Source organism: Sinorhizobium terangae, assembly GCF_029714365.1.
Taxonomy (GTDB): Bacteria; Pseudomonadota; Alphaproteobacteria; order Rhizobiales; family Rhizobiaceae; genus Sinorhizobium; species Sinorhizobium terangae.
In genome coordinates this window covers 2,608,479-2,624,984 of record NZ_CP121659.1, presented here as the reverse complement: position 1 = coordinate 2,624,984, position 16,506 = coordinate 2,608,479, and the positions used below count along the sequence as shown (strand labels likewise).

The following is a 16,506-nucleotide window of genomic DNA, read 5'->3' as shown; positions in this document are numbered from 1 at the left end:
CCCTCGGCACTGGCTGTTTTGCGTTAAGCCCATTGTGATCTTTTCGACGACGGCAATCGCCGACAGATGCGACTCAGGCGGCCGCTTTTGTCGATTCATTGAAGAATAGCGCCTGGCTGATAAGTGCCTTGACCATTTCCGGGTTGAAGGGCTTCGTGACAAGGAAGGTCGGCTCGGGCCGTTCGCCGGTCAACAGTCTCTCGGGGAAGGCGGTGATGAAAATCACCGGAATGGCGGCGGTCTTCAGGATCTCGTTCACGGCATCTATGCCGGAACTTCCATCCGCCAACTGGATGTCGGCGAGCACCATGCTGGGCTTCGTGTCCTTGTAAAGAGCGATTGCCTCGTCCCGGGTCCGTGCGATGCCAGTGACGCGATGGCCGAGACTCTTGACCATCTGCTCGATGTCGATCGCGATCAACGGTTCGTCCTCGATGATCATGATATCGGTCGCAACCTGACGCGAGATTTCCTGCGATGCCCGCTCGAGAAGCGCGCTCAATTTGTCTGTATCGACGTCAAGCACTTCTGCAGCCTCGTTAGTGCTGAAGCCTTCGACCGACACGAGCAGGAAGGCTTGACGCGCCAGCGGCGATACCGCCGCGAGGTTGACCGATGCCCGCTGTTCCCAGGCAAAGGGCGAAACCGGCTCAGGGATCAGGACCGAGGATGAGCCGAACAAGGAGGTATAAAGACGAAATAGAGCGACCCTGTCATTGCTCGCTTCGGGAAAGATCGCGGTATCCGCGATAAGAGCCTCAAGAACGGCCGCCACATAGGCATCGCCCGAGGTTTGTGAGCCGGTCAAAGCGCGGGAATAACGGCGCAGATAGGGCAGGAGCGGCGCGATCCGGTTAGACAGTGTCATTCAGGACTCCCTCAGTCATGTCTTCGGTTCTTGTCTCGACGCGGAAACGCCCGGCTGAAAAAAAGGTTCCGCGTTGGAACATTTCATTTTTTTCCTGCGTTATGGTGGAGGCGAACTCAAAGGTGACGATTGCAAAATGAGATATAATTCAGGGGCAGGGCGGCCGATCGGCATGAGCTCGTCGACCGGTGATCCGAATGCACAGATCGCGGCGAAGCTGAAAGCGCTCTATCAGTCCGTGCAGGAAGAGGCGATTCCCGCACGTTTTCTTGATTTGCTGGAAAAGCTGGACGCAGCTGAACAGCACTCGACTCCGCAAGGCCGATCGGTTCTGCAAGGGAGGGAGTAGGCGCCGGATGCCGTCTGAAAATCAAGAATTCAAGCGCGAGATGCTCGCGGCACTTCCCAGCCTGCGCGCCTTTGCCATGTCGCTCATCGGCCGCCACGATCGAGCCGACGATCTCGTGCAGGACACGATCATGAAGGCCTGGGCGAAACAGGACCATTTCGAGATCGGCACGAACATGAAGGCGTGGCTCTTCACGATCCTGCGCAATGAGCTCTACAGCCAGATGCGCAAGCGCGGTCGGGAGATCCAGGACAGTGACGGCCATTTCACCGAATCGCTTGCCCACCATCCCGAGCAATACGGTTCACTCGATCTCCAGGATTTCCGGCGTGCCCTTGATCAGTTGCCTCCGGACCAGCGCGAAGCGATTATCCTGGTCGGTGCCTCCGGCTTTTCCTACGAAGAAGCTGCTAAAATCTGCGGCTGCGCGCTCGGCACCATCAAGAGCCGCGTCAATCGCGCGCGCCAGCGCCTTCAGGAAATTCTCCAGGTGCAAGGCGAGAACGACTACGGCCCCGATGAGACCTCGGCGCCCATCACCTCGCGCGCATTCGTTTCGTGATTGTCGTGCGCCCTCGAGGCCAGACCGTTGCAAGTCGACGGCAGTCCTGCTTTTTTGCTCGGAGCACCAGGTACTGCGGTGGGGCGGGAGCCTTCTAAACTAGGAGAGGTTCTGCTGCTGGTGGGTGCGCGAGTTTGGAGTTGGACCGGATGCGCGAGAAGACCGAGGCGATGCTTCCAACGGTAGCGCAAGTGCTCGATGCCCGCGAACGGCTTAGCGTCCTGCATGCCGCCGTGCCTGATATGGCGGTGCCGGACGCCGACTTCGACGGTCTCGCGAAGCTCACGGCAAGCTTGTTCAGCGCCCCGATTGCCCTCGTCAGCCTCGTTGATAGTGAATGGCAATGGTTCAAGGCGGCCGTCGGAACGACGGAAACGCGGCGGCGCTGCGACGAATCGTTTTGCCTCCACACGGTCGCGGATCCCGACGGCGTCTTTGTCGTGCTCGATGCGTCGCAGCATCCACTATTTCGGCATCGGCCGAGGGTCATTGACGCCCCGTTTCTCCGCTTCTATGCCGGTGCTTCCATTCTCTTGGACGGTCAGGCGGTCGGCACTGTCTGTGTCTTCGACGTGGCGCCGCGCAAGGAAATCGCGCCGAAACTGATCGATGAGCTTCGCCGGATTGCCGGCATTGCCGCATCGCTGCTCAAGCTCAAGGAGGAGGCGCGCCGGCGCGCGCTGAAGGAAGCGGCGCTTTCGCGCGAGGAACAGCGTCTCGCCATGGCGCTCGACGCAGCGAATGTCGGCAGCTGGCTTTGGGATATCCGCGCCGGCACGGTTGCGGGTAACGGCGCGATGATGCGCATGTTCGGGCTGCCGCCCGAACGGTCGGTCGGCGCCAGGACGATCTTCGCCGCCATCCATCCCGATGACCGCATTGCAACGTTTTCCAAGCTCAGGCAGGCCATGGCCGTGAACGAGGAATATGACGGTATGTTTCGCGTTCGCGACGGCGAGCGTTGGCTCCTCGGGCGCGGCAGGGTACACGACCGCGACGGCAAGGGTGCTCCGCTGACCTTCCTCGGCATGACCATCGATGTCACGGACCAGCAGGCTTCGGTGCAGCGGACGCGGCTTCTGCTCAAGGAACTGAACCACCGGGTCAAGAATACCTTGGCGATGCTGCAGTCGCTTGCCCGTCAGACGCTTAGACAGACGAGCGATCCCGCCGAGTTCATGACTGCGTTCGCCGGCCGGCTCCAGTCCATCTCGGACGCGCACGGGCTGCTGTCCGATTACGAATGGGGCACGATCCACCTCTCGGAACTGATATCGAAGCAGTTGCGCCCCTATGTCAGCGACTATGCCGAACAGGTCGAGCTCCATAAGGACGAAATCCTGCTGGGCCCCGATCAGGCGGTTGGACTTGGGTTGGTGCTGCACGAGCTGGCGACGAACGCCCTGAAATACGGGTCGCTGTCGGTGCCGAAGGGTAAGGTCGTGCTGACCGCGCGCGGTGTCGTGGAAGACGGCGGTGCCGTGCTGCATCTGACCTGGACAGAGGTGGGCGGCCCGCCAGTTCGCGAGCCGAGACGACGTGGCTTCGGTTCGATCCTGATCGAGCGCAGCCTCGACAAGGTCATCGGCAGTTCGGTCAAGGTCGAATATCTGCCGGCCGGCGTGACCGCGCTCATCCGTTTACCGCTTTAATCGCGGTCGTGGCAGCGGGATGAGGGCGGTTCACAGCGACGACCGCGACCAACCCTCGGTGGAAATCAGCTCTTTTCGTCGTGACGGCGGCCCTTTCCGAGGCCGAGCAGGGCCCCGACCGCGACGGCGGTCGCCACGGCGAGCAGCGGCTGCGTTCGCAAGACGCCTGCGGCGGCAACGAGCGCCAGATTCGTCTGCATCGCGGCGAGGCGCCGGCGCTCTTCTGCGAGCCGCCGGTCGCGGGCGCGAAGCCCTGCCATCACCGCCATAAGGATCAGCGCTGTCACGAACAGGACGGCTGCCATCGTCGCAACCGCAGCCACCGGTGAATAACGCTCGGCGAGAAACAGCGTGACTGCTAGGAGCGCGAACACATAGGCCGTGCCGAGCAAGGTCGCGATGATCGCCCATAACATCGCGTTGCGCCTGTAGCGTGAGGTGGCGGCAGCCACGTCGACTGCAAGCAAGGCGGACAAGGCGGCCCCGAGCGTTCCCATGCGAGCTACTCCGATCGCGCGTCAAGCGGTGCAGGAAGCCCTGCGGTTGGTGGTTGATCAAATGGACGTGGTCATCGGCGCAGCAATGCAGCCACCGCAAGGCCTATCGCCGCTGCTGCACCGAGCGTCGCGATCGGGTGCTCGCGCACCGCCCTGCGGAGCTCCCTTTCCGTCCCGGAATAGCGGTCGCGTAAATCCGAGAGCAGCTGCTCGCCGCTGGCCAGCAGATTTTCAAGATCGGCTTCGGCCCGATCGCGCGCGCCTTTTGCCTTGGCTTTCGCGTCTTGGGAAACCGCCGCTCCGCGTTCGCTGAGCAGTCCGACGAGCGCCGCAATGTCCGCTCGAATTTCCTGGAGCTGGTCCTCGATAGGGGTCTCGCTGTGCCCGCCGTTGCGTTTCCTGGTGCTCGAACTCGAGAAGAGGCCCGTTGCCATGGTGTGAAGCTCCCTTTCGCTGCAACGCCGGCCAGGACAGCCGGCGCGTGTTCTACCCCCATCGGGCGAGGAGGACCTCGCTCGACATCCAGCGGGACAACGCGCGAAGGCGGGATTTGTTTCGACAAATCCTGCCGTTACCGCAAACAGCTCTTGGAAACAGCGAAAAGGCGCGGGCGACCGGTCGTGATCAGATCGCCACCGATTGCGGCAGTACGAAGGGGATGTCCCGCGTCGGGATGACATTGACCTGCATCCGGCAACCGAACACGGCTTCCATGGTTTCGTCGGTCAGGACCTTCCTTGGCGGTCCGCTCGCGCGGACGCGGCCGCCCCTCATCATGACAATTTGGTCCGCGAACATCGCGGTCAGGTTGAGGTCGTGCATCACGGTGATGACGCCGCCGCCGCGTTCGCAGAATTGGCGCGCAAGCTGCATGATCGCCAGCTGATGGCGGATGTCGAGGCTCGATACGGGCTCGTCGAGCAGGAGATAGCGGGGCTCGCCATCGCTTACCGGCGCCGAGATCTGGCATAGGACGCGCGCAAGCTGGACGCGCTGTTGCTCGCCGCCCGAGAGCGCCTGATAAAAGCGTCCGGCAAACCCGGCGAGATCAACGGCCTCCAGCGCATCGTTGGCCATGCGGTCGTTGGCGGAGTCACTGCCCGTGCCGCCGGCAGAAAGGCCGAGGCGGACGATTTCCCGCACCGTGAAGGGGAAGGAAATAACGGTCGATTGCGGCAGGACGCCGCGTTTCAGCGCAAGCTCCCACGGTCTGAGGGCGGCGAGATCATGGCCGTTGATGGTGACCTTGCCGGTGACGGGCGACAGTTCGCCGGAAACCGCCTTCAGGGTGGTTGTCTTGCCCGATCCGTTTGGGCCGACGATCGCCGTCATCGTGCCCGGCGCCGCATCGAACGAGACGCCATCGATCACCTGCCTGCCGGCAAGACGGACGGAGATATCGGAAACGTTGATCATGACCCGCTCTCAAAGTCCCATGTTCGATCGGCCGCGCAGCAGGACCCAGAGAAAGAACGGCGCACCGACAAAGGCGGTGATGATGCCGATCGGCAATTCGCCGGGCGAAACGATCGTCCGTGCCAGCATATCGGCAAAGATCAGCATCGTGCCGCCGAGCAGCGCAGAGGCGGGCAGCAGGTAGCGGTGGTCCGGACCGATGACGAGGCGAAGAAGGTGCGGCACCACGATGCCGACGAAACCGATACCGCCGCTGACGGCAACGGAGGCGCCGGTCGCGGCCGCTACGCTGAGGATCGCGACGTTCTTGAGGCGCTGGACGGGAACGCCCATGTGAAACGCCGCCGCTTCGCCGAGCGTGATCGCGTTCAGGCCACGCGCCAGGAACGGGACCACGGCAAGCGACATCAAGATGATCGGGCCGGCGGCGAGGATCTTCGTCCAGTTGGCGCCGGCGAGCGAACCGAGGCCCCAGAAGGTCAGATCCCGCAGTTGCTTGTCGTCGGCGATGAAGACGAGCACGCCGGTGACCGCACCGGTGAGCGCGCCGAGCGCAATGCCCGCAAGCAGCATGGTCGCCACCGAAGTCTGGCCGCCGCGCGTCGCGATGCGGTACAGGAGCAGGGTGGTGGCAAGGCCGCCGAAGAAAGCGGCGACTGGAAGCGCGTAAAAACCGATGAGCGCATAGAGCGGGCCGAAGAGGCTCGAACCGAGGACGATCAACAGAACGGCGCCAAGGCTCGCGCCGGACGAGACGCCGACGAGGCCAGGATCGGCAAGCGGATTGCGGAAGAGGCCCTGCATCACCACGCCGGATACGGCAAGCGCCGCGCCGACGAGCAAGCCGAGCACGGCCCGCGGCAGGCGGATATCGAGGATGATGATGCGGTCGCGGACACTCAGCGCCTGGTCGGCACCCTCCGTGCCGGCCAGCCAGTGAACAACATTGGAGAGAGAGGCGTCGGCGGCGCCGGTCATGATCGACGTGGCAAATGTCGCAGCCGCGACGACCGCGAGCACGACGATCAGCAGGCGCGCAAGCCCCGAACGGTTTCCGGCGCGCCATTCATGGACGATATTGGCGGCGAAGGCAGGCGCGCGCATGCTGCCTTCCATCGCCTCACTGCGGGGCATTGGTCTTCTTTCCGTAAATTGCGGCATTCAGTTCGCGGACGGCGCCTGCGGTGCGCGGGCCGAACCCGAGCAGGTGCAGGCCGTCCATGCGGACCAGCGCCTTGTTCTTTGCCGCTGGCGTCAAGCTCAGGGCCGGCATGGCGAACAGTTCGTCGACGCCGGCTGAGTGATCGCCGCCGCGCGTCATCATCAGGACGACGTCTGGCTTGGCTTCGATGATCGCCTCGTCCGTCAGCGCCTTGTAGCCCGGGAATGTTCCTGCGGCATTGACCGCGCCGGAGAGCGTGATGATGCCGTCTGCGGCCGTGCCGGTGCCCGATGCCAGGATCTTGCCGCCCTGCGTGCTGAGAATGAAGAGGACACGCTTGCGTTCATTTTCGGGGCGCTTGGCGGCTTCCGCGACCGCTGCGTCAAGGTCCTTCTCCATGGATTGGGCGAGCGCTTCCGCCTTGTCCTTCACGCCAAGAAAGGCGCCCACCGCACGGATCTTCGCGACGATACCGTTCCTGTCGAAAGTATCGGGAACGCTGGTGAAGGGAATCTTTGCTTCCTTGAGCACGGCGAGCGCCTCGGGCGGTCCGCTGCCTTCGACGGCGACGATCGCCGTCGGGTTGACGGCGATGATGCCTTCCGGCGCCAGTTGCCGCATATAGCCGACGTCCGGCAGCTTCGTTGCCGCTTCCGGATAGGTGCTGGTGGAGTCGCGACCGACGAGGCGATTTTCCTCGTCGAGCGCGTAGATGATCTCGGTGATCGCGCCGCCAACCGACACGACACGGGAAACGTCCGGTTGCTGCATGTCCTCGGCCATTGCCGGGCGCAGGAACGAGGGATTTCCGGGGGCGAGCACCGGCAGCAGCAGGGGCGCTGAGAGCGCGAAGGCGGCAAGCGCCAGCTCCCAGCGGCGAAGTCGGCGGAAATCAAGACCGGTGTTCATGATCGTTCCTCAGGCCGCGACGATTGTGTTGAGCCGGGGCAGGCGTTCTACAAGGGAGCGCCACTCCGGCCGCTCGGCGAAGCCTTCCTTGCGCTTGCCAAAGAACTGAATGACCATCTCGCCCTTGGCGTCGAGTGCCTCGAGCGAGGTCACATGGCCATCGGCCGTCGGTTTGCGGACTGCCCACAATTCGGCAATATGGTCCGTGCGCAGATGCAGATGGAACGTCGGATCCATGACGTTGAGCCACGGACCCATCACTCCGATACGGGCGACTGGTCCGGAATGGATCTGAATGACGCCGCGGTTGCCGACGAAGCACATGATCGGCAGTTCGATTTCGGCGCTGCCGCGCATCATCGCCTCGACGCCCGTCGGATCGAGGCGCCAGGCCAGATCCTCGCCGACGGCATGCAGAGCCTGGCGCCGGCCGATGTTCAGGTTGCGCAACATGCCGTGAAACTGGTGGGTGTCGGTCAGCTTCGACCAGCGGTCCCGGAGTTCCCCGGCATCGACCGCCACATCGGAATGGTCGTCGCTCGTCGGTGCGCTCGCGTCGGCAACGAAGTGCTGCGACTGGTCGCCCAGGCGGAAATCCTCGACGAGCCTGTCGTAGGCCGCTCCGTCGGAGGCGGGGCGCAGGTGAACTTTGTGGACGGCGTTGCCCCACTTGTCGAAGAATTGCAGGCTTCGCCGGACGTCGCCGTTGGAGTCGGTCTTGTTGACGGCAAAGCCGTGGGCCCAGGCACTTGGGAAGATACGCAGGTCGATTTCGGTCCCTAGCACCAGGGCCGCCGCCTTTCCCGCCTTGATGTTCTCGTAGACGCCGATCTTCTCGTGGACTGCACTTTCGTTGCGAGTGAGCGCGAGCACTTCACCCAGTTCCGCGACCCGCTCCAGGAAGCGGTTGGCGTCGCTATCGATGCGAACCGTCGTGAGGCCGCATTCGGCGGCAACGAGCGCAGCTTCCGAAACGCCGAGCTCAGCAGCGATATCGCGCTCGCGCAGCTTCGGGTTCGCGGCGCGGTAGGCACGGATTTCGGAAGGAGTTGGGCAAATGCTCTCGATCATGGTCTTCTGCCTATTTGTTCAGGATCAGTTTGCCCTGACGGGTGATCCTCATCCGGTAGATCGTGCCGTCATGGGAAATGAGGATCTCGCTGTCGCCGCGGAAGAGATCGCGGCTCTCCACGACTCGCTGGTTTTGACCGATCGGGGTCGGCTGCGAGGGGCGCGCGGTATCGGTATCGTTCGGTGTCACGGTTCGGCCAGTTCGCGAGGGACGAACCGGCTGTTTTTCCGAATTCCTCCCGCATATTCCCTTTTAGTATCTTGACTTCATTACTCATATTTATCTAAGGACGCAATACCGGATAATTACAGTCAAGTTTTATGAGCGCGAGCGCTGTTCGAGGATCGCCGGGCACGCGCGCAGATATCGAGTGGTGTGATGATGACGCATGCTTTCCGTTTCGCTCTTGCGGCCGCAGTCGCGCTTTTTCCCGCAGCAGCGCCGGCGATCGCGCAGGAGACTGCGGCTTCCGGACTCGCCATCGAACTGAACGACGTCGCTCCATCGCAGAAGGGCTGCAAGCTGACCTTCGTCGCCGGCAACGCGCTGCCGCAGTCGCTTTCGAAAGTCTCGTTCGAGTTCGTTCTCTTCGATCACAAGGGATTGGTGGAGCGCATGGCCGTGCTCGACTTCCGTGACCTGCCGGCCGGCAAAACAAAGGTCCGCCAGTTCGATCTGCCGGGCACCAAATGCGAGTCGGTCAAGAGTTTGCTGATCAACGATGCCCCCGCCTGTGTCGGCGAGGGCGTCGACAAGAACGCCTGCATGTCGGGTCTCAAGACCCGCTCCAAATCGACGGTCGACCTCAAGGGCTGAGGCGGTGCCGGCCAATCGGTGACCAAGGTAAGGCATTGATGAAGCAGACGTTGAAATGGACGGCGGCGATCGCGCTATCGCTCCTTGCGCATGCGAGCGGCGCGATGCTGTTTAGCCCCGGCGAAGAAGAGGTCCAGGTTGCTGGCGGCGCCGCCACAGAGGTGACGCTGCTCGGCGACGCCTTCGAAGAGACGCTTCAGGCGGGCGACCCCTCTGAAATCGTTGAGCCGTCAGAAGATGTGGCGGAAGAGCTGACGCCCGACGAGGTTCAGCCGACCGAGGAACGCAGCGAGGAAGTGCCGCCGACCGCGGCTGAGGCCGTGTCGCAGCAACCATCCGACGTCACGCCCACGGAGGCGGACGTCATCCTGCCGGCAGAGGAGATGCCCACCCCTCTGCAGCCGGAGCCCGCGGTAACAGCCAGCGTGGCGCCGATCGACACCGTCGTTCCGGAAGAAAAGCCGGAGCCGGATAAGGTCGAGACGCCGAAGGTGGAAAAGCCGGAGCCGAAGAAGGAGCCGGTGAAGAAGAAGAAAGTCACCCGGAAAAAGACCGGTGACGGCGGCGAGCAAGCGAAATCGCAGGTCAAAGGCACGGCCGACGGCGTAGAAGACGCCGCGGCAAGCGCAGCCACGGGCGACAAGGGTCGCGTCTCCCAGCAATCCGGCAACGCGGCAGTGTCGAACTATCCCGGCAAGGTGCGCAGCAAGCTCAATCGCGCCTTTCGCTATCCCGCCGAGGCGAAACGTCAACGTCTGCGCGGCGTCGCCCAGGTTCGCTTCACTGTAACCGCCGGCGGTCACGTGGCGGGTGTCAGCCTGGCGAAGAGCGCCGGTTCGCCGATCCTCGATGAGGCCGCGCTCGACGCCGTGCGCCGCGCGGCTCCGTTCCCCGCCATTCCCGCCGGTGCGGGTCGCGACAGCTGGGTTTTCACTATTCCGCTCGCCTTCAATCGTTGAATGGATGCTCGCTCGGGTGTGAGGGACGGCGGCGTCCCGCAACCGGGGACGGCGTGCGGCGCGACAAATATATGAGTTTAATACTCATGTTTATACTTTACTCTGATTATCAAGTTTAATAACGTCTCGCCATCACGCAACCGATCGGTGTGTGCTGAAGCGTAAATCCAAAGGGTGATCGGCGACGAAGCGCCGGTGACGCGGAACAAGATGGAGAGGAACGCATGCGCGGCAAGCGGCAGAACGCAGGCAAAGGCCACAAGGGAAACGCGGCGAACGCAGCACCCGAACCGAGGCCCGATGCGGGCAAGGCGACGCTGGAGGGCCGCAGCTTCCTCTATGTCGGCGGCAGGGACTGCCAGGTTGCGCATCTGCGCGAGATCGCCAGTTCCTTCGGCGCGGAGTTGATCCATCACGACGGGGGCTTGCGCGAAGCCGTATCGCGTATCGACCGCGTACTTCCTTCCGTCGACTGTGTCTTCTGCCCCATCGACTGCATCAGCCACGACGCGTGTCTTCGCGTGAAGACCGGCTGCAAGAAGTGGGGCAAGGCCTTCGTGCCGCTCCGCAATGGCTCGAAGTCGAGCCTGGAGCGGGCGCTGCAGGACCTGACCGCGAGTAACAGCCGCGACGGCTGAGTTTTTTGAAGATCAGCGGCACGCGAGGGCGCGCCGTGACTGGAGAATTGACGATGAATGACGAACGCCCCGATCAGATGATGCTGATCGGTCTGCACAAGCTTGCCTTCCAATTCGGCGATGGACTGGTGCCCGAACTTTACGAGTTGCTGACCCGCCGGGCCCGCATGCTGGAAGAAAATCCGAACGTTGCCGAGTTCCCGACATGGCAGGCGCGGCAGCCGGGCAGGGATCCTCTCGGCCTTGCGTCACCGCTTGAGGGCGCTATCCTGCCGTTCCCGAGCGTCGGGACCGATGCTCCGTTGAAGAAAGATCGAGCATAGAGCAATTCCAGGAAAAAAGTGTGCAACGGCTTTCCGTCCGGAATTGTGTAATTTCAAAGGGTTATAGGGTTTCTCGGTTTCGATGAAACCGTGAAATGATCGGGAGCGACGACATGTACTTCGCGATGAACCGTTTCCGCATTGCAATCGGTCAGGAAGAGGCGTTCGAGGCCGTCTGGAAAGGCCGGGACTCGAGCCTTGCCGAAGTGCCCGGCTTCATCGCCTTCCACCTGCTTCGCGGGGAAAGCGCGCCGGAAGAAGGCTATACACCGTTCATTTCGAAATCGACCTGGGAAAGCAAGGACGCTTTTATCGCCTGGACGAAGTCGGAAAATTTCCGCGCGGCGCATCGGAGCGCGGGCGAGAACAAGGCGATGTATGTTGGCCCGCCGAAATTCGAGGGCTATTCCGTCGTCGAGGGCGCGTGAGCAGCGGCTCTTAGCTTGCGCGCGACGGCAGAAACGCCCCGAGCGCCACGGCAAGCCAGCCCGCCATCATCGTCAATCCGCCGAGCGGCGCCGACATCGGGAAGAGGCCGTGGCCGAGAGTATGGCGCGCGGTGAGATCGCCGGCGAAAAGCGCAGTGCCTGCCGCCAATAGCAAAGCGGCGATTGCGGCCGTTCGGAAATGGGCCCATGCGGCGTGGAGCGCCACGAGTGCCGGCGCATGGGCGAGGCACATCGCGGAGGCGCCACCGAGCAGTCGCGGATCGGCGCCATGCGACGCCGCTGCCGCAGCGGCGACACCGGTGATCCCCATCAGACCGGCGATGAAAAGGACGGTCGAGCGCGCTCCGCTGTTCGGCATCGAAGACTATTCCTTGTTCTGCATGTGATGGGCAAGCCGCGTGATCGGTTCGAGAATGATTGACCGCAATTTCGGATGGGCAACCGTCTCTTCGAGCGCGCGGGTGAAGCAAAGAAGCCATTCGTCGCGTTCTGCCGGGCCGATTTCCGCGATGAAATGCCGGCGGCGCAGCATTGGATGGCCGCGCTTTTCCACATAGATCGGCGGCCCGCCGAGCCAGCCGGTCAAATATTCGTAGAGTTTCTCCTCGCTGCCCGAGAGATCCGGCGGATGAACGGCCCGGCAGCGGGCGGCTTCAGGCAGGCTGTCCATGAGCGCGTAAAAGCGCCGTGTAAGCGCGCGAACCGTGGCGTCGCCGCCGATTGCTTCGTAAAGGGTTGTCGTTCCGGTTTCGGCCATATAGTCGTCCTTTGCCGGATTGGTATAACGCGACCCGCCTTCCGACAATCTCTTTCAACCATTTGCGGCGTTTCATCGCGTCGGCCAAACCAAGCCTCTTGACAAACCGTCCAGACGGTATCTTTATTGGGCATGACAAGCGCGTATCACAGGAAGAAGCAGCCGGAGCGGGTTCGCCAGCAATTGCTGGAGGTTGCCGCGCGCCTGTCGCTGGAGCAGGGCATCGGTGCCGTGACGCTGGACGCGGTGTCGCAGGCGGCAGGCGTCAGCAAGGGCGGGCTCCTGCATCATTTCCCGAACAAGCTCGCGCTCCTCGACGGTCTCTTCGACGAACTCGTCGCGCGTTTCGATCGGGCGATCGAGGCGGCAATGGAAGCCGACGATGTCGAGTGCGGGCGGTTTACCCGCGCCTATCTGACGGTCTGCTTCGCGCTCGAGGCGGAGGCGGATGGAAAGGGTTGGCAGGTGCTGACGATCGCATTGCTCGCCGAGCCGCATCTCAAGGCGCGCTGGCGCGACTGGGTGGCACGGCGCGCGGACGAGTTCGCAGCGACCGATTCCTCGCCGAATTGCCTGCTCGCCCGTTTCGCCGCCGACGGCGTCTGGCTGGCGGACCTGCTTGAGAGCCATGAGATCGATGCGCCAACCCGTGCGCTTCTGCTCCAAAACCTCAAGGCGCTTTCACTGCAATAGGCAAGAAACCGGAGCAGATCGCTCTCAACTCGTCCACCGGAGACGTCCCATGAACCCCGCCATGCTCTACACGGTCCTGGTGATCGCCATCATCTTCGAGGTGCTCGGCACCTCCGCGATGCAGGCAGCGCAGCATTTCTCACGGCTGGCGCCCACGGTGGTCATGGTGCTGTGCTATGGCGTCGCGTTCTTTTTCCTGTCCTACACGCTGCGCTATATTCCGGTTGGCATCGCCTACGCGCTGTGGAGCGGTCTCGGCATCGTGCTGATCTCTGTCGCCGGCTATCTCGTCTTCGATCAGAAGCTCGACCTGCCGGCCGTTTCCGGGCTGGCGCTCATCATCGCCGGCGTGCTGGTTCTCAATCTCTTTTCCAAGTCGACGTTCCACTGACCGGCCGACGGTGTCATCCAAGTGGTGCTCTGGCCCATGTGCTACCTGGCGTCAGCAATCAGCACGGGGTACTTGCAACATTTCACTACAGATTACGCTGGGAAAACCCCTGAATTTCATTGAAATGGCCGAACTGTTTCAATAGCATCGCCCGCGTCCCTTCTTTGGATGCGGCATGGAAGCATTCCATCCGATCTCCCTGATAATGCGAAGGAATCTGGGAATGCAGGCGGTTTTCGACGGCCACAACGACGTGCTTCTGCGCCTCTGGCAGCACGGGCGCAGCGGAGGCGATCCGGTAACCGAATTCGCCGAGGGGACCGATAAGGGCCATATCGATGCGCCGCGCGCCAAGAGCGGCGGGTTGGTCGGCGGTCTTTCGGCAATCTACATCCCATCCGGCGATCTGGTGCTGAAGACGCCGGACGAAAACGGTCACTACGCCACCCCTCTCTCCGCGCCGCTTGACCGTCTCCCGTCGCTTGCTACCGCGATGGAGCTTGCCGACATCGCCGTGAGGCTCGATCGCGCCGGGGCCTGGAGGCTTTGTCGCTCGACCGCGGAAATCCGGTCGGCGATCGCGGACGGCATCTTCGCCTCGGTCCTGCATATGGAGGGCTGCGAGGCGATCGGGCCCGATCTGGCAGCGCTCGAAACCTTTTATGCCGCCGGGCTTCGGTCGCTTGGTCCGGTCTGGAGCCGCCACAATGTTTTCGGCCACGGCGTGCCGTTCGCCTATCCGATGTCACCCGACACGGGCGCGGGCCTCACCGAGGCCGGCTTCGAACTGGTGCGCGCCTGCAACCGGCTCGGCATCCTCATCGATCTGGCGCACATTACCGAGCAGGGTTTCTGGGACGTTGCGAAGACGACCGACCAGCCGCTTGTCGCCAGCCATTCCAATGCCCATGCGCTGACGCCCGTCGCCCGCAATCTCACCGACCGGCAGCTCGACGCCGTGCGCGAAAGCCGTGGGCTCGTCGGCCTCAACTACGCGACGACGATGCTTCGCCCGGACGGGCAGGAGAATGCGGCAACGCCTCTGTCCGACATGGTGCGCCATGTCGACTACATGGTCGAGCGCATGGGGATTGATTGCGTCGCACTCGGATCGGATTTCGACGGCGCGACCATACCGGAGGAAATCGCCGACGCGGCAGGTAACCAGAGGCTCGTTGCAGCACTACAAGACGCCGGATATGGTGAGGCCGAACTGGCAAAGATATGCCGGGAGAACTGGCTGAGAGTTCTGGGACAGGCATGGCACGAGCCTGCCTGATGCCATGAAGAAAGGCCCGGAAAGGGCGTTAAAAACGAGGGAACTGCAAAAATGATGCACAAGCTCAATGGACGTTTTCGACTGCTTGCCGCTTCGGCAGCACTTGCCATGGTGATGGGCGCTTCCCAGCCTGCCTTCGCAGAGACGCCGAAGGACACGCTGGTCGAAGCCTTCGCGATCGACGACATCATCACCATGGATCCGGGCGAGGCTTTCGAGCTTTCGACCGCCGAGATGACCAGTAACACCTATAGCCTGCTCGTCCGCCTGGATCTTAACGACACGACCAAGGTCGTCGGCGATCTCGCGGACAGCTGGACAGTCTCCGACGATGGCCTGACCTATACGTTCAAGCTGAAGCCCGGCATGAAGTTCGCATCCGGCAATCCTATCACGGCCGAGGACGTCGCCTATTCGTTCGAACGTGCCGTGAAGCTCGACAAGAGCCCTGCCTTCATCCTTACTCAGTTCGGCCTCAACGGCGACAACGTCACCGAAAAGGCGAAGGCGGCTGACGAAACCACCTTCGTCTTCACCGTCGACCAGGCCTATGCACCGAGCTTTGTCCTCAACTGCCTGACCGCGACGGTCGCTTCGGTTGTCGACAAGAAGCTGGTGCTCGAGCACGTCAAGGCCGTGACGCCGACTGAGGAATACAAGTACGACAACGACTTCGGCAACGAATGGCTGAAGACAGGTTATGCCGGCTCCGGCCCGTTCAAGCTGCGTGAATGGCGCGCGAATGAAGTCGTTGTGCTGGAGCGCAACGACAACTATTACGGCGAACAGGCGAAGCTCGCCCGCGTCATCTACCGGCACATGAAGGAAAGCTCCGGCCAGCGGCTTGCGCTTGAGGCGGGTGATGTCGACGTCGCGCGCAACCTGGAGCCGGGCGACTACGAGGCCGTGGCAAAGAACGGCGACCTGGCGACGACCAGCGCAGCGAAGGGTACGGTCTACTACATCAGCCTCAACCAGAAGAACGAGGCGCTGGCGAAGCCCGAAGTGCGCGAAGCCTTCAAATACCTCGTCGATTACGACGCGATTGGCTCGACCCTGATCAAGGGCATCGGCGAAATCCACCAGAGCTTCCTGCCGAAGGGCGTTCTGGGTGCGCTTGACGAGAACCCCTACAAGCTCGATGTGGCCAAGGCCAAGGAGCTGCTGGCGAAAGCCGGTTATCCCGACGGCTTCACCGTCACCATGGACGTGCGCAACTCGCAGCCGGTCACCGGCGTTGCCGAATCCTTCCAGCAGACGCTTGGACAGGCGGGCGTGAAGCTCGAGATCATTCCCGGCGACGGCAAGCAGACGCTGACGAAGTATCGTGCCCGTAACCACGACATGTATATCGGCCAATGGGGCATGGATTATTTCGACCCGAACTCGAACGCCGAAACCTTCACCAGCAACCCTGATAATTCCGACGAGGGCAAGAACAAGACGCTTGCCTGGCGCAATGCCTGGGACGTTCCGGAGCTGACGAAGAAGACCAAGGAGGCGCTTCTCGAGCGCGATAGCGCCAAGCGCGCGGAGACCTACAAGGAGCTCCAGAAGACCGTTCTGGCGGAAAGCCCGTTCGTCATCATCTTCCAGCAGACGGAAGTTGCTGGCCTTCGCGGCAACCTGAAGGGCCTCAAGCTCGGTCCGAGCTTCGACACCAACTACGTTTGGAACGTTTCCAAGGAATAACCCGAAAGGACCGTTCCCTTGA

The 16,506-nt window shown here is 62.5% G+C and carries 22 protein-coding genes; 12 read left to right on the top strand and 10 right to left on the bottom strand.

The window, feature by feature from the left end; genetic code table 11:
* Positions 1-73: 73 nt before the first annotated feature.
* A complete protein-coding gene (locus tag QA637_RS12540) occupies positions 74-868 on the bottom strand; it encodes a response regulator (protein WP_153440057.1) in 795 nt (264 codons plus the stop codon).
* Positions 869-1,040: 172 nt separating this feature from the next.
* Here QA637_RS12540 and rsiA1 point away from each other — a divergent pair, with 172 nt between their 5' ends.
* The 3 genes from rsiA1 to QA637_RS12525 all read left to right on the top strand — a co-directional run bounded on the left by rsiA1 (position 1,041) and on the right by QA637_RS12525 (position 3,431).
* Positions 1,041-1,217: an anti-sigma factor RsiA1 gene (gene rsiA1 / locus QA637_RS12535; protein WP_428843130.1), complete on the top strand. Its 177-nt coding sequence runs from the start codon at positions 1,041-1,043 to the stop codon at positions 1,215-1,217.
* Positions 1,218-1,224: 7 nt separating this feature from the next.
* Entirely contained in the window at positions 1,225-1,779 is a 555-nt protein-coding gene (locus QA637_RS12530) for an RNA polymerase sigma factor (RefSeq protein WP_153440056.1), read from the top strand.
* A 149-nt stretch (positions 1,780-1,928) separates the two neighbouring features.
* On the top strand, positions 1,929-3,431 hold the full coding sequence (locus QA637_RS12525; protein WP_184108861.1) for a sensor histidine kinase: 1,503 nt from the start codon (positions 1,929-1,931) through the stop codon (positions 3,429-3,431).
* Positions 3,432-3,496: 65 nt separating this feature from the next.
* Here the strand turns inward: QA637_RS12525 and QA637_RS12520 are convergent, their stop codons facing one another.
* From QA637_RS12520 to hemP, 7 genes are all read right to left on the bottom strand, one after another.
* Positions 3,497-3,928 (bottom strand): hypothetical protein, encoded by a 432-nt coding sequence (locus tag QA637_RS12520; RefSeq protein WP_283061606.1) that lies wholly within the window; start codon positions 3,926-3,928, stop codon positions 3,497-3,499.
* 71 nt (positions 3,929-3,999) lie between these two features.
* Positions 4,000-4,362, bottom strand: a complete 363-nt coding sequence (locus QA637_RS12515; RefSeq protein ID WP_153439155.1) for a DUF883 family protein — start codon at positions 4,360-4,362, stop codon at positions 4,000-4,002.
* Between the two features lie 190 nt (positions 4,363-4,552).
* Complete coding sequence (locus QA637_RS12510; RefSeq protein ID WP_283061604.1) at positions 4,553-5,344, bottom strand: heme ABC transporter ATP-binding protein; 792 nt, start codon at positions 5,342-5,344, stop codon at positions 4,553-4,555.
* A gap of 9 nt (positions 5,345-5,353) precedes the next feature.
* The gene (locus QA637_RS12505) at positions 5,354-6,478 is read right to left on the bottom strand and encodes a FecCD family ABC transporter permease (protein WP_283061602.1); all 1,125 of its coding nucleotides are present in this window, start codon (positions 6,476-6,478) and stop codon (positions 5,354-5,356) included.
* Entirely contained in the window at positions 6,465-7,415 is a 951-nt protein-coding gene (locus tag QA637_RS12500; protein WP_283061601.1) for a heme/hemin ABC transporter substrate-binding protein, read from the bottom strand. Before QA637_RS12500 ends, QA637_RS12505 begins: the two co-directional genes overlap by 14 nt.
* A gap of 9 nt (positions 7,416-7,424) precedes the next feature.
* Positions 7,425-8,486 carry a hemin-degrading factor gene (locus QA637_RS12495; protein ID WP_283061599.1) on the bottom strand — a complete coding sequence of 354 codons (1,062 nt, stop codon included), beginning with the start codon at positions 8,484-8,486 and terminating at the stop codon, positions 7,425-7,427.
* 10 nt (positions 8,487-8,496) lie between these two features.
* Positions 8,497-8,676, bottom strand: coding sequence for a hemin uptake protein HemP (hemP, locus tag QA637_RS12490; RefSeq protein ID WP_184108863.1), 180 nt, complete (start codon positions 8,674-8,676; stop codon positions 8,497-8,499).
* A 192-nt stretch (positions 8,677-8,868) separates the two neighbouring features.
* Between hemP and QA637_RS12485 the strand changes: the two genes are divergently transcribed.
* The 5 genes from QA637_RS12485 (at position 8,869) to hmuQ (ending at position 11,651) form a co-directional block, all read left to right on the top strand.
* The gene (locus QA637_RS12485; protein WP_283064960.1) at positions 8,869-9,303 is read left to right on the top strand and encodes a hypothetical protein; all 435 of its coding nucleotides are present in this window, start codon (positions 8,869-8,871) and stop codon (positions 9,301-9,303) included.
* A 38-nt stretch (positions 9,304-9,341) separates the two neighbouring features.
* Positions 9,342-10,262, top strand: coding sequence for an energy transducer TonB family protein (locus tag QA637_RS12480; RefSeq protein WP_283061596.1), 921 nt, complete (start codon positions 9,342-9,344; stop codon positions 10,260-10,262).
* Positions 10,263-10,486: 224 nt separating this feature from the next.
* Complete coding sequence (locus QA637_RS12475; RefSeq protein ID WP_283061594.1) at positions 10,487-10,900, top strand: DUF2325 domain-containing protein; 414 nt, start codon at positions 10,487-10,489, stop codon at positions 10,898-10,900.
* A gap of 53 nt (positions 10,901-10,953) precedes the next feature.
* Positions 10,954-11,223, top strand: a complete 270-nt coding sequence (locus QA637_RS12470; protein ID WP_283061593.1) for a hypothetical protein — start codon at positions 10,954-10,956, stop codon at positions 11,221-11,223.
* A gap of 113 nt (positions 11,224-11,336) precedes the next feature.
* Positions 11,337-11,651, top strand: a complete 315-nt coding sequence (hmuQ, locus tag QA637_RS12465; protein ID WP_283064958.1) for a heme-degrading protein HmuQ — start codon at positions 11,337-11,339, stop codon at positions 11,649-11,651.
* Positions 11,652-11,661: 10 nt separating this feature from the next.
* Here the strand turns inward: hmuQ and QA637_RS12460 are convergent, their stop codons facing one another.
* Both QA637_RS12460 and QA637_RS12455 read right to left on the bottom strand, forming a co-directional pair.
* Positions 11,662-12,030 (bottom strand): DUF423 domain-containing protein, encoded by a 369-nt coding sequence (locus QA637_RS12460; protein ID WP_153439136.1) that lies wholly within the window; start codon positions 12,028-12,030, stop codon positions 11,662-11,664.
* Positions 12,031-12,036: 6 nt separating this feature from the next.
* The gene (locus QA637_RS12455; RefSeq protein ID WP_283061591.1) at positions 12,037-12,429 is read right to left on the bottom strand and encodes a globin domain-containing protein; all 393 of its coding nucleotides are present in this window, start codon (positions 12,427-12,429) and stop codon (positions 12,037-12,039) included.
* 132 nt (positions 12,430-12,561) lie between these two features.
* On the opposite strand from QA637_RS12455, the gene QA637_RS12450 reads away from it, so the two are divergent.
* The 4 genes from QA637_RS12450 (at position 12,562) to QA637_RS12435 (ending at position 16,484) form a co-directional block, all read left to right on the top strand.
* On the top strand, positions 12,562-13,122 hold the full coding sequence (locus QA637_RS12450; RefSeq protein ID WP_283061590.1) for a TetR/AcrR family transcriptional regulator: 561 nt from the start codon (positions 12,562-12,564) through the stop codon (positions 13,120-13,122).
* A 49-nt stretch (positions 13,123-13,171) separates the two neighbouring features.
* Positions 13,172-13,513, top strand: a complete 342-nt coding sequence (locus QA637_RS12445) for a DMT family transporter (RefSeq protein WP_153439130.1) — start codon at positions 13,172-13,174, stop codon at positions 13,511-13,513.
* A gap of 223 nt (positions 13,514-13,736) precedes the next feature.
* On the top strand, positions 13,737-14,792 hold the full coding sequence (locus tag QA637_RS12440) for a dipeptidase (protein ID WP_283061588.1): 1,056 nt from the start codon (positions 13,737-13,739) through the stop codon (positions 14,790-14,792).
* Between the two features lie 51 nt (positions 14,793-14,843).
* A complete protein-coding gene (locus QA637_RS12435; protein WP_283061586.1) occupies positions 14,844-16,484 on the top strand; it encodes an ABC transporter substrate-binding protein in 1,641 nt (546 codons plus the stop codon).
* Positions 16,485-16,506: the final 22 nt, after the last annotated feature.

Coding starts and splice junctions, on each gene's coding strand:
- QA637_RS12540 (WP_153440057.1), bottom strand. CDS start 868: ATGACACTGTCTAACCGGATCGCGCCGCTCCTGCCCTATCTGCGCCGT.
- rsiA1 (WP_428843130.1), top strand. CDS start 1,041: ATGAGCTCGTCGACCGGTGATCCGAATGCACAGATCGCGGCGAAGCTG.
- QA637_RS12530 (WP_153440056.1), top strand. CDS start 1,225: ATGCCGTCTGAAAATCAAGAATTCAAGCGCGAGATGCTCGCGGCACTT.
- QA637_RS12525 (WP_184108861.1), top strand. CDS start 1,929: ATGCGCGAGAAGACCGAGGCGATGCTTCCAACGGTAGCGCAAGTGCTC.
- QA637_RS12520 (WP_283061606.1), bottom strand. CDS start 3,928: ATGGGAACGCTCGGGGCCGCCTTGTCCGCCTTGCTTGCAGTCGACGTG.
- QA637_RS12515 (WP_153439155.1), bottom strand. CDS start 4,362: ATGGCAACGGGCCTCTTCTCGAGTTCGAGCACCAGGAAACGCAACGGC.
- QA637_RS12510 (WP_283061604.1), bottom strand. CDS start 5,344: ATGATCAACGTTTCCGATATCTCCGTCCGTCTTGCCGGCAGGCAGGTG.
- QA637_RS12505 (WP_283061602.1), bottom strand. CDS start 6,478: ATGCCCCGCAGTGAGGCGATGGAAGGCAGCATGCGCGCGCCTGCCTTC.
- QA637_RS12500 (WP_283061601.1), bottom strand. CDS start 7,415: ATGAACACCGGTCTTGATTTCCGCCGACTTCGCCGCTGGGAGCTGGCG.
- QA637_RS12495 (WP_283061599.1), bottom strand. CDS start 8,486: ATGATCGAGAGCATTTGCCCAACTCCTTCCGAAATCCGTGCCTACCGC.
- QA637_RS12485 (WP_283064960.1), top strand. CDS start 8,869: ATGACGCATGCTTTCCGTTTCGCTCTTGCGGCCGCAGTCGCGCTTTTT.
- QA637_RS12480 (WP_283061596.1), top strand. CDS start 9,342: ATGAAGCAGACGTTGAAATGGACGGCGGCGATCGCGCTATCGCTCCTT.
- QA637_RS12475 (WP_283061594.1), top strand. CDS start 10,487: ATGCGCGGCAAGCGGCAGAACGCAGGCAAAGGCCACAAGGGAAACGCG.
- QA637_RS12470 (WP_283061593.1), top strand. CDS start 10,954: ATGAATGACGAACGCCCCGATCAGATGATGCTGATCGGTCTGCACAAG.
- hmuQ (WP_283064958.1), top strand. CDS start 11,337: ATGTACTTCGCGATGAACCGTTTCCGCATTGCAATCGGTCAGGAAGAG.
- QA637_RS12460 (WP_153439136.1), bottom strand. CDS start 12,030: ATGCCGAACAGCGGAGCGCGCTCGACCGTCCTTTTCATCGCCGGTCTG.
- QA637_RS12455 (WP_283061591.1), bottom strand. CDS start 12,429: ATGGCCGAAACCGGAACGACAACCCTTTACGAAGCAATCGGCGGCGAC.
- QA637_RS12450 (WP_283061590.1), top strand. CDS start 12,562: ATGACAAGCGCGTATCACAGGAAGAAGCAGCCGGAGCGGGTTCGCCAG.
- QA637_RS12445 (WP_153439130.1), top strand. CDS start 13,172: ATGAACCCCGCCATGCTCTACACGGTCCTGGTGATCGCCATCATCTTC.
- QA637_RS12440 (WP_283061588.1), top strand. CDS start 13,737: ATGCAGGCGGTTTTCGACGGCCACAACGACGTGCTTCTGCGCCTCTGG.
- QA637_RS12435 (WP_283061586.1), top strand. CDS start 14,844: ATGATGCACAAGCTCAATGGACGTTTTCGACTGCTTGCCGCTTCGGCA.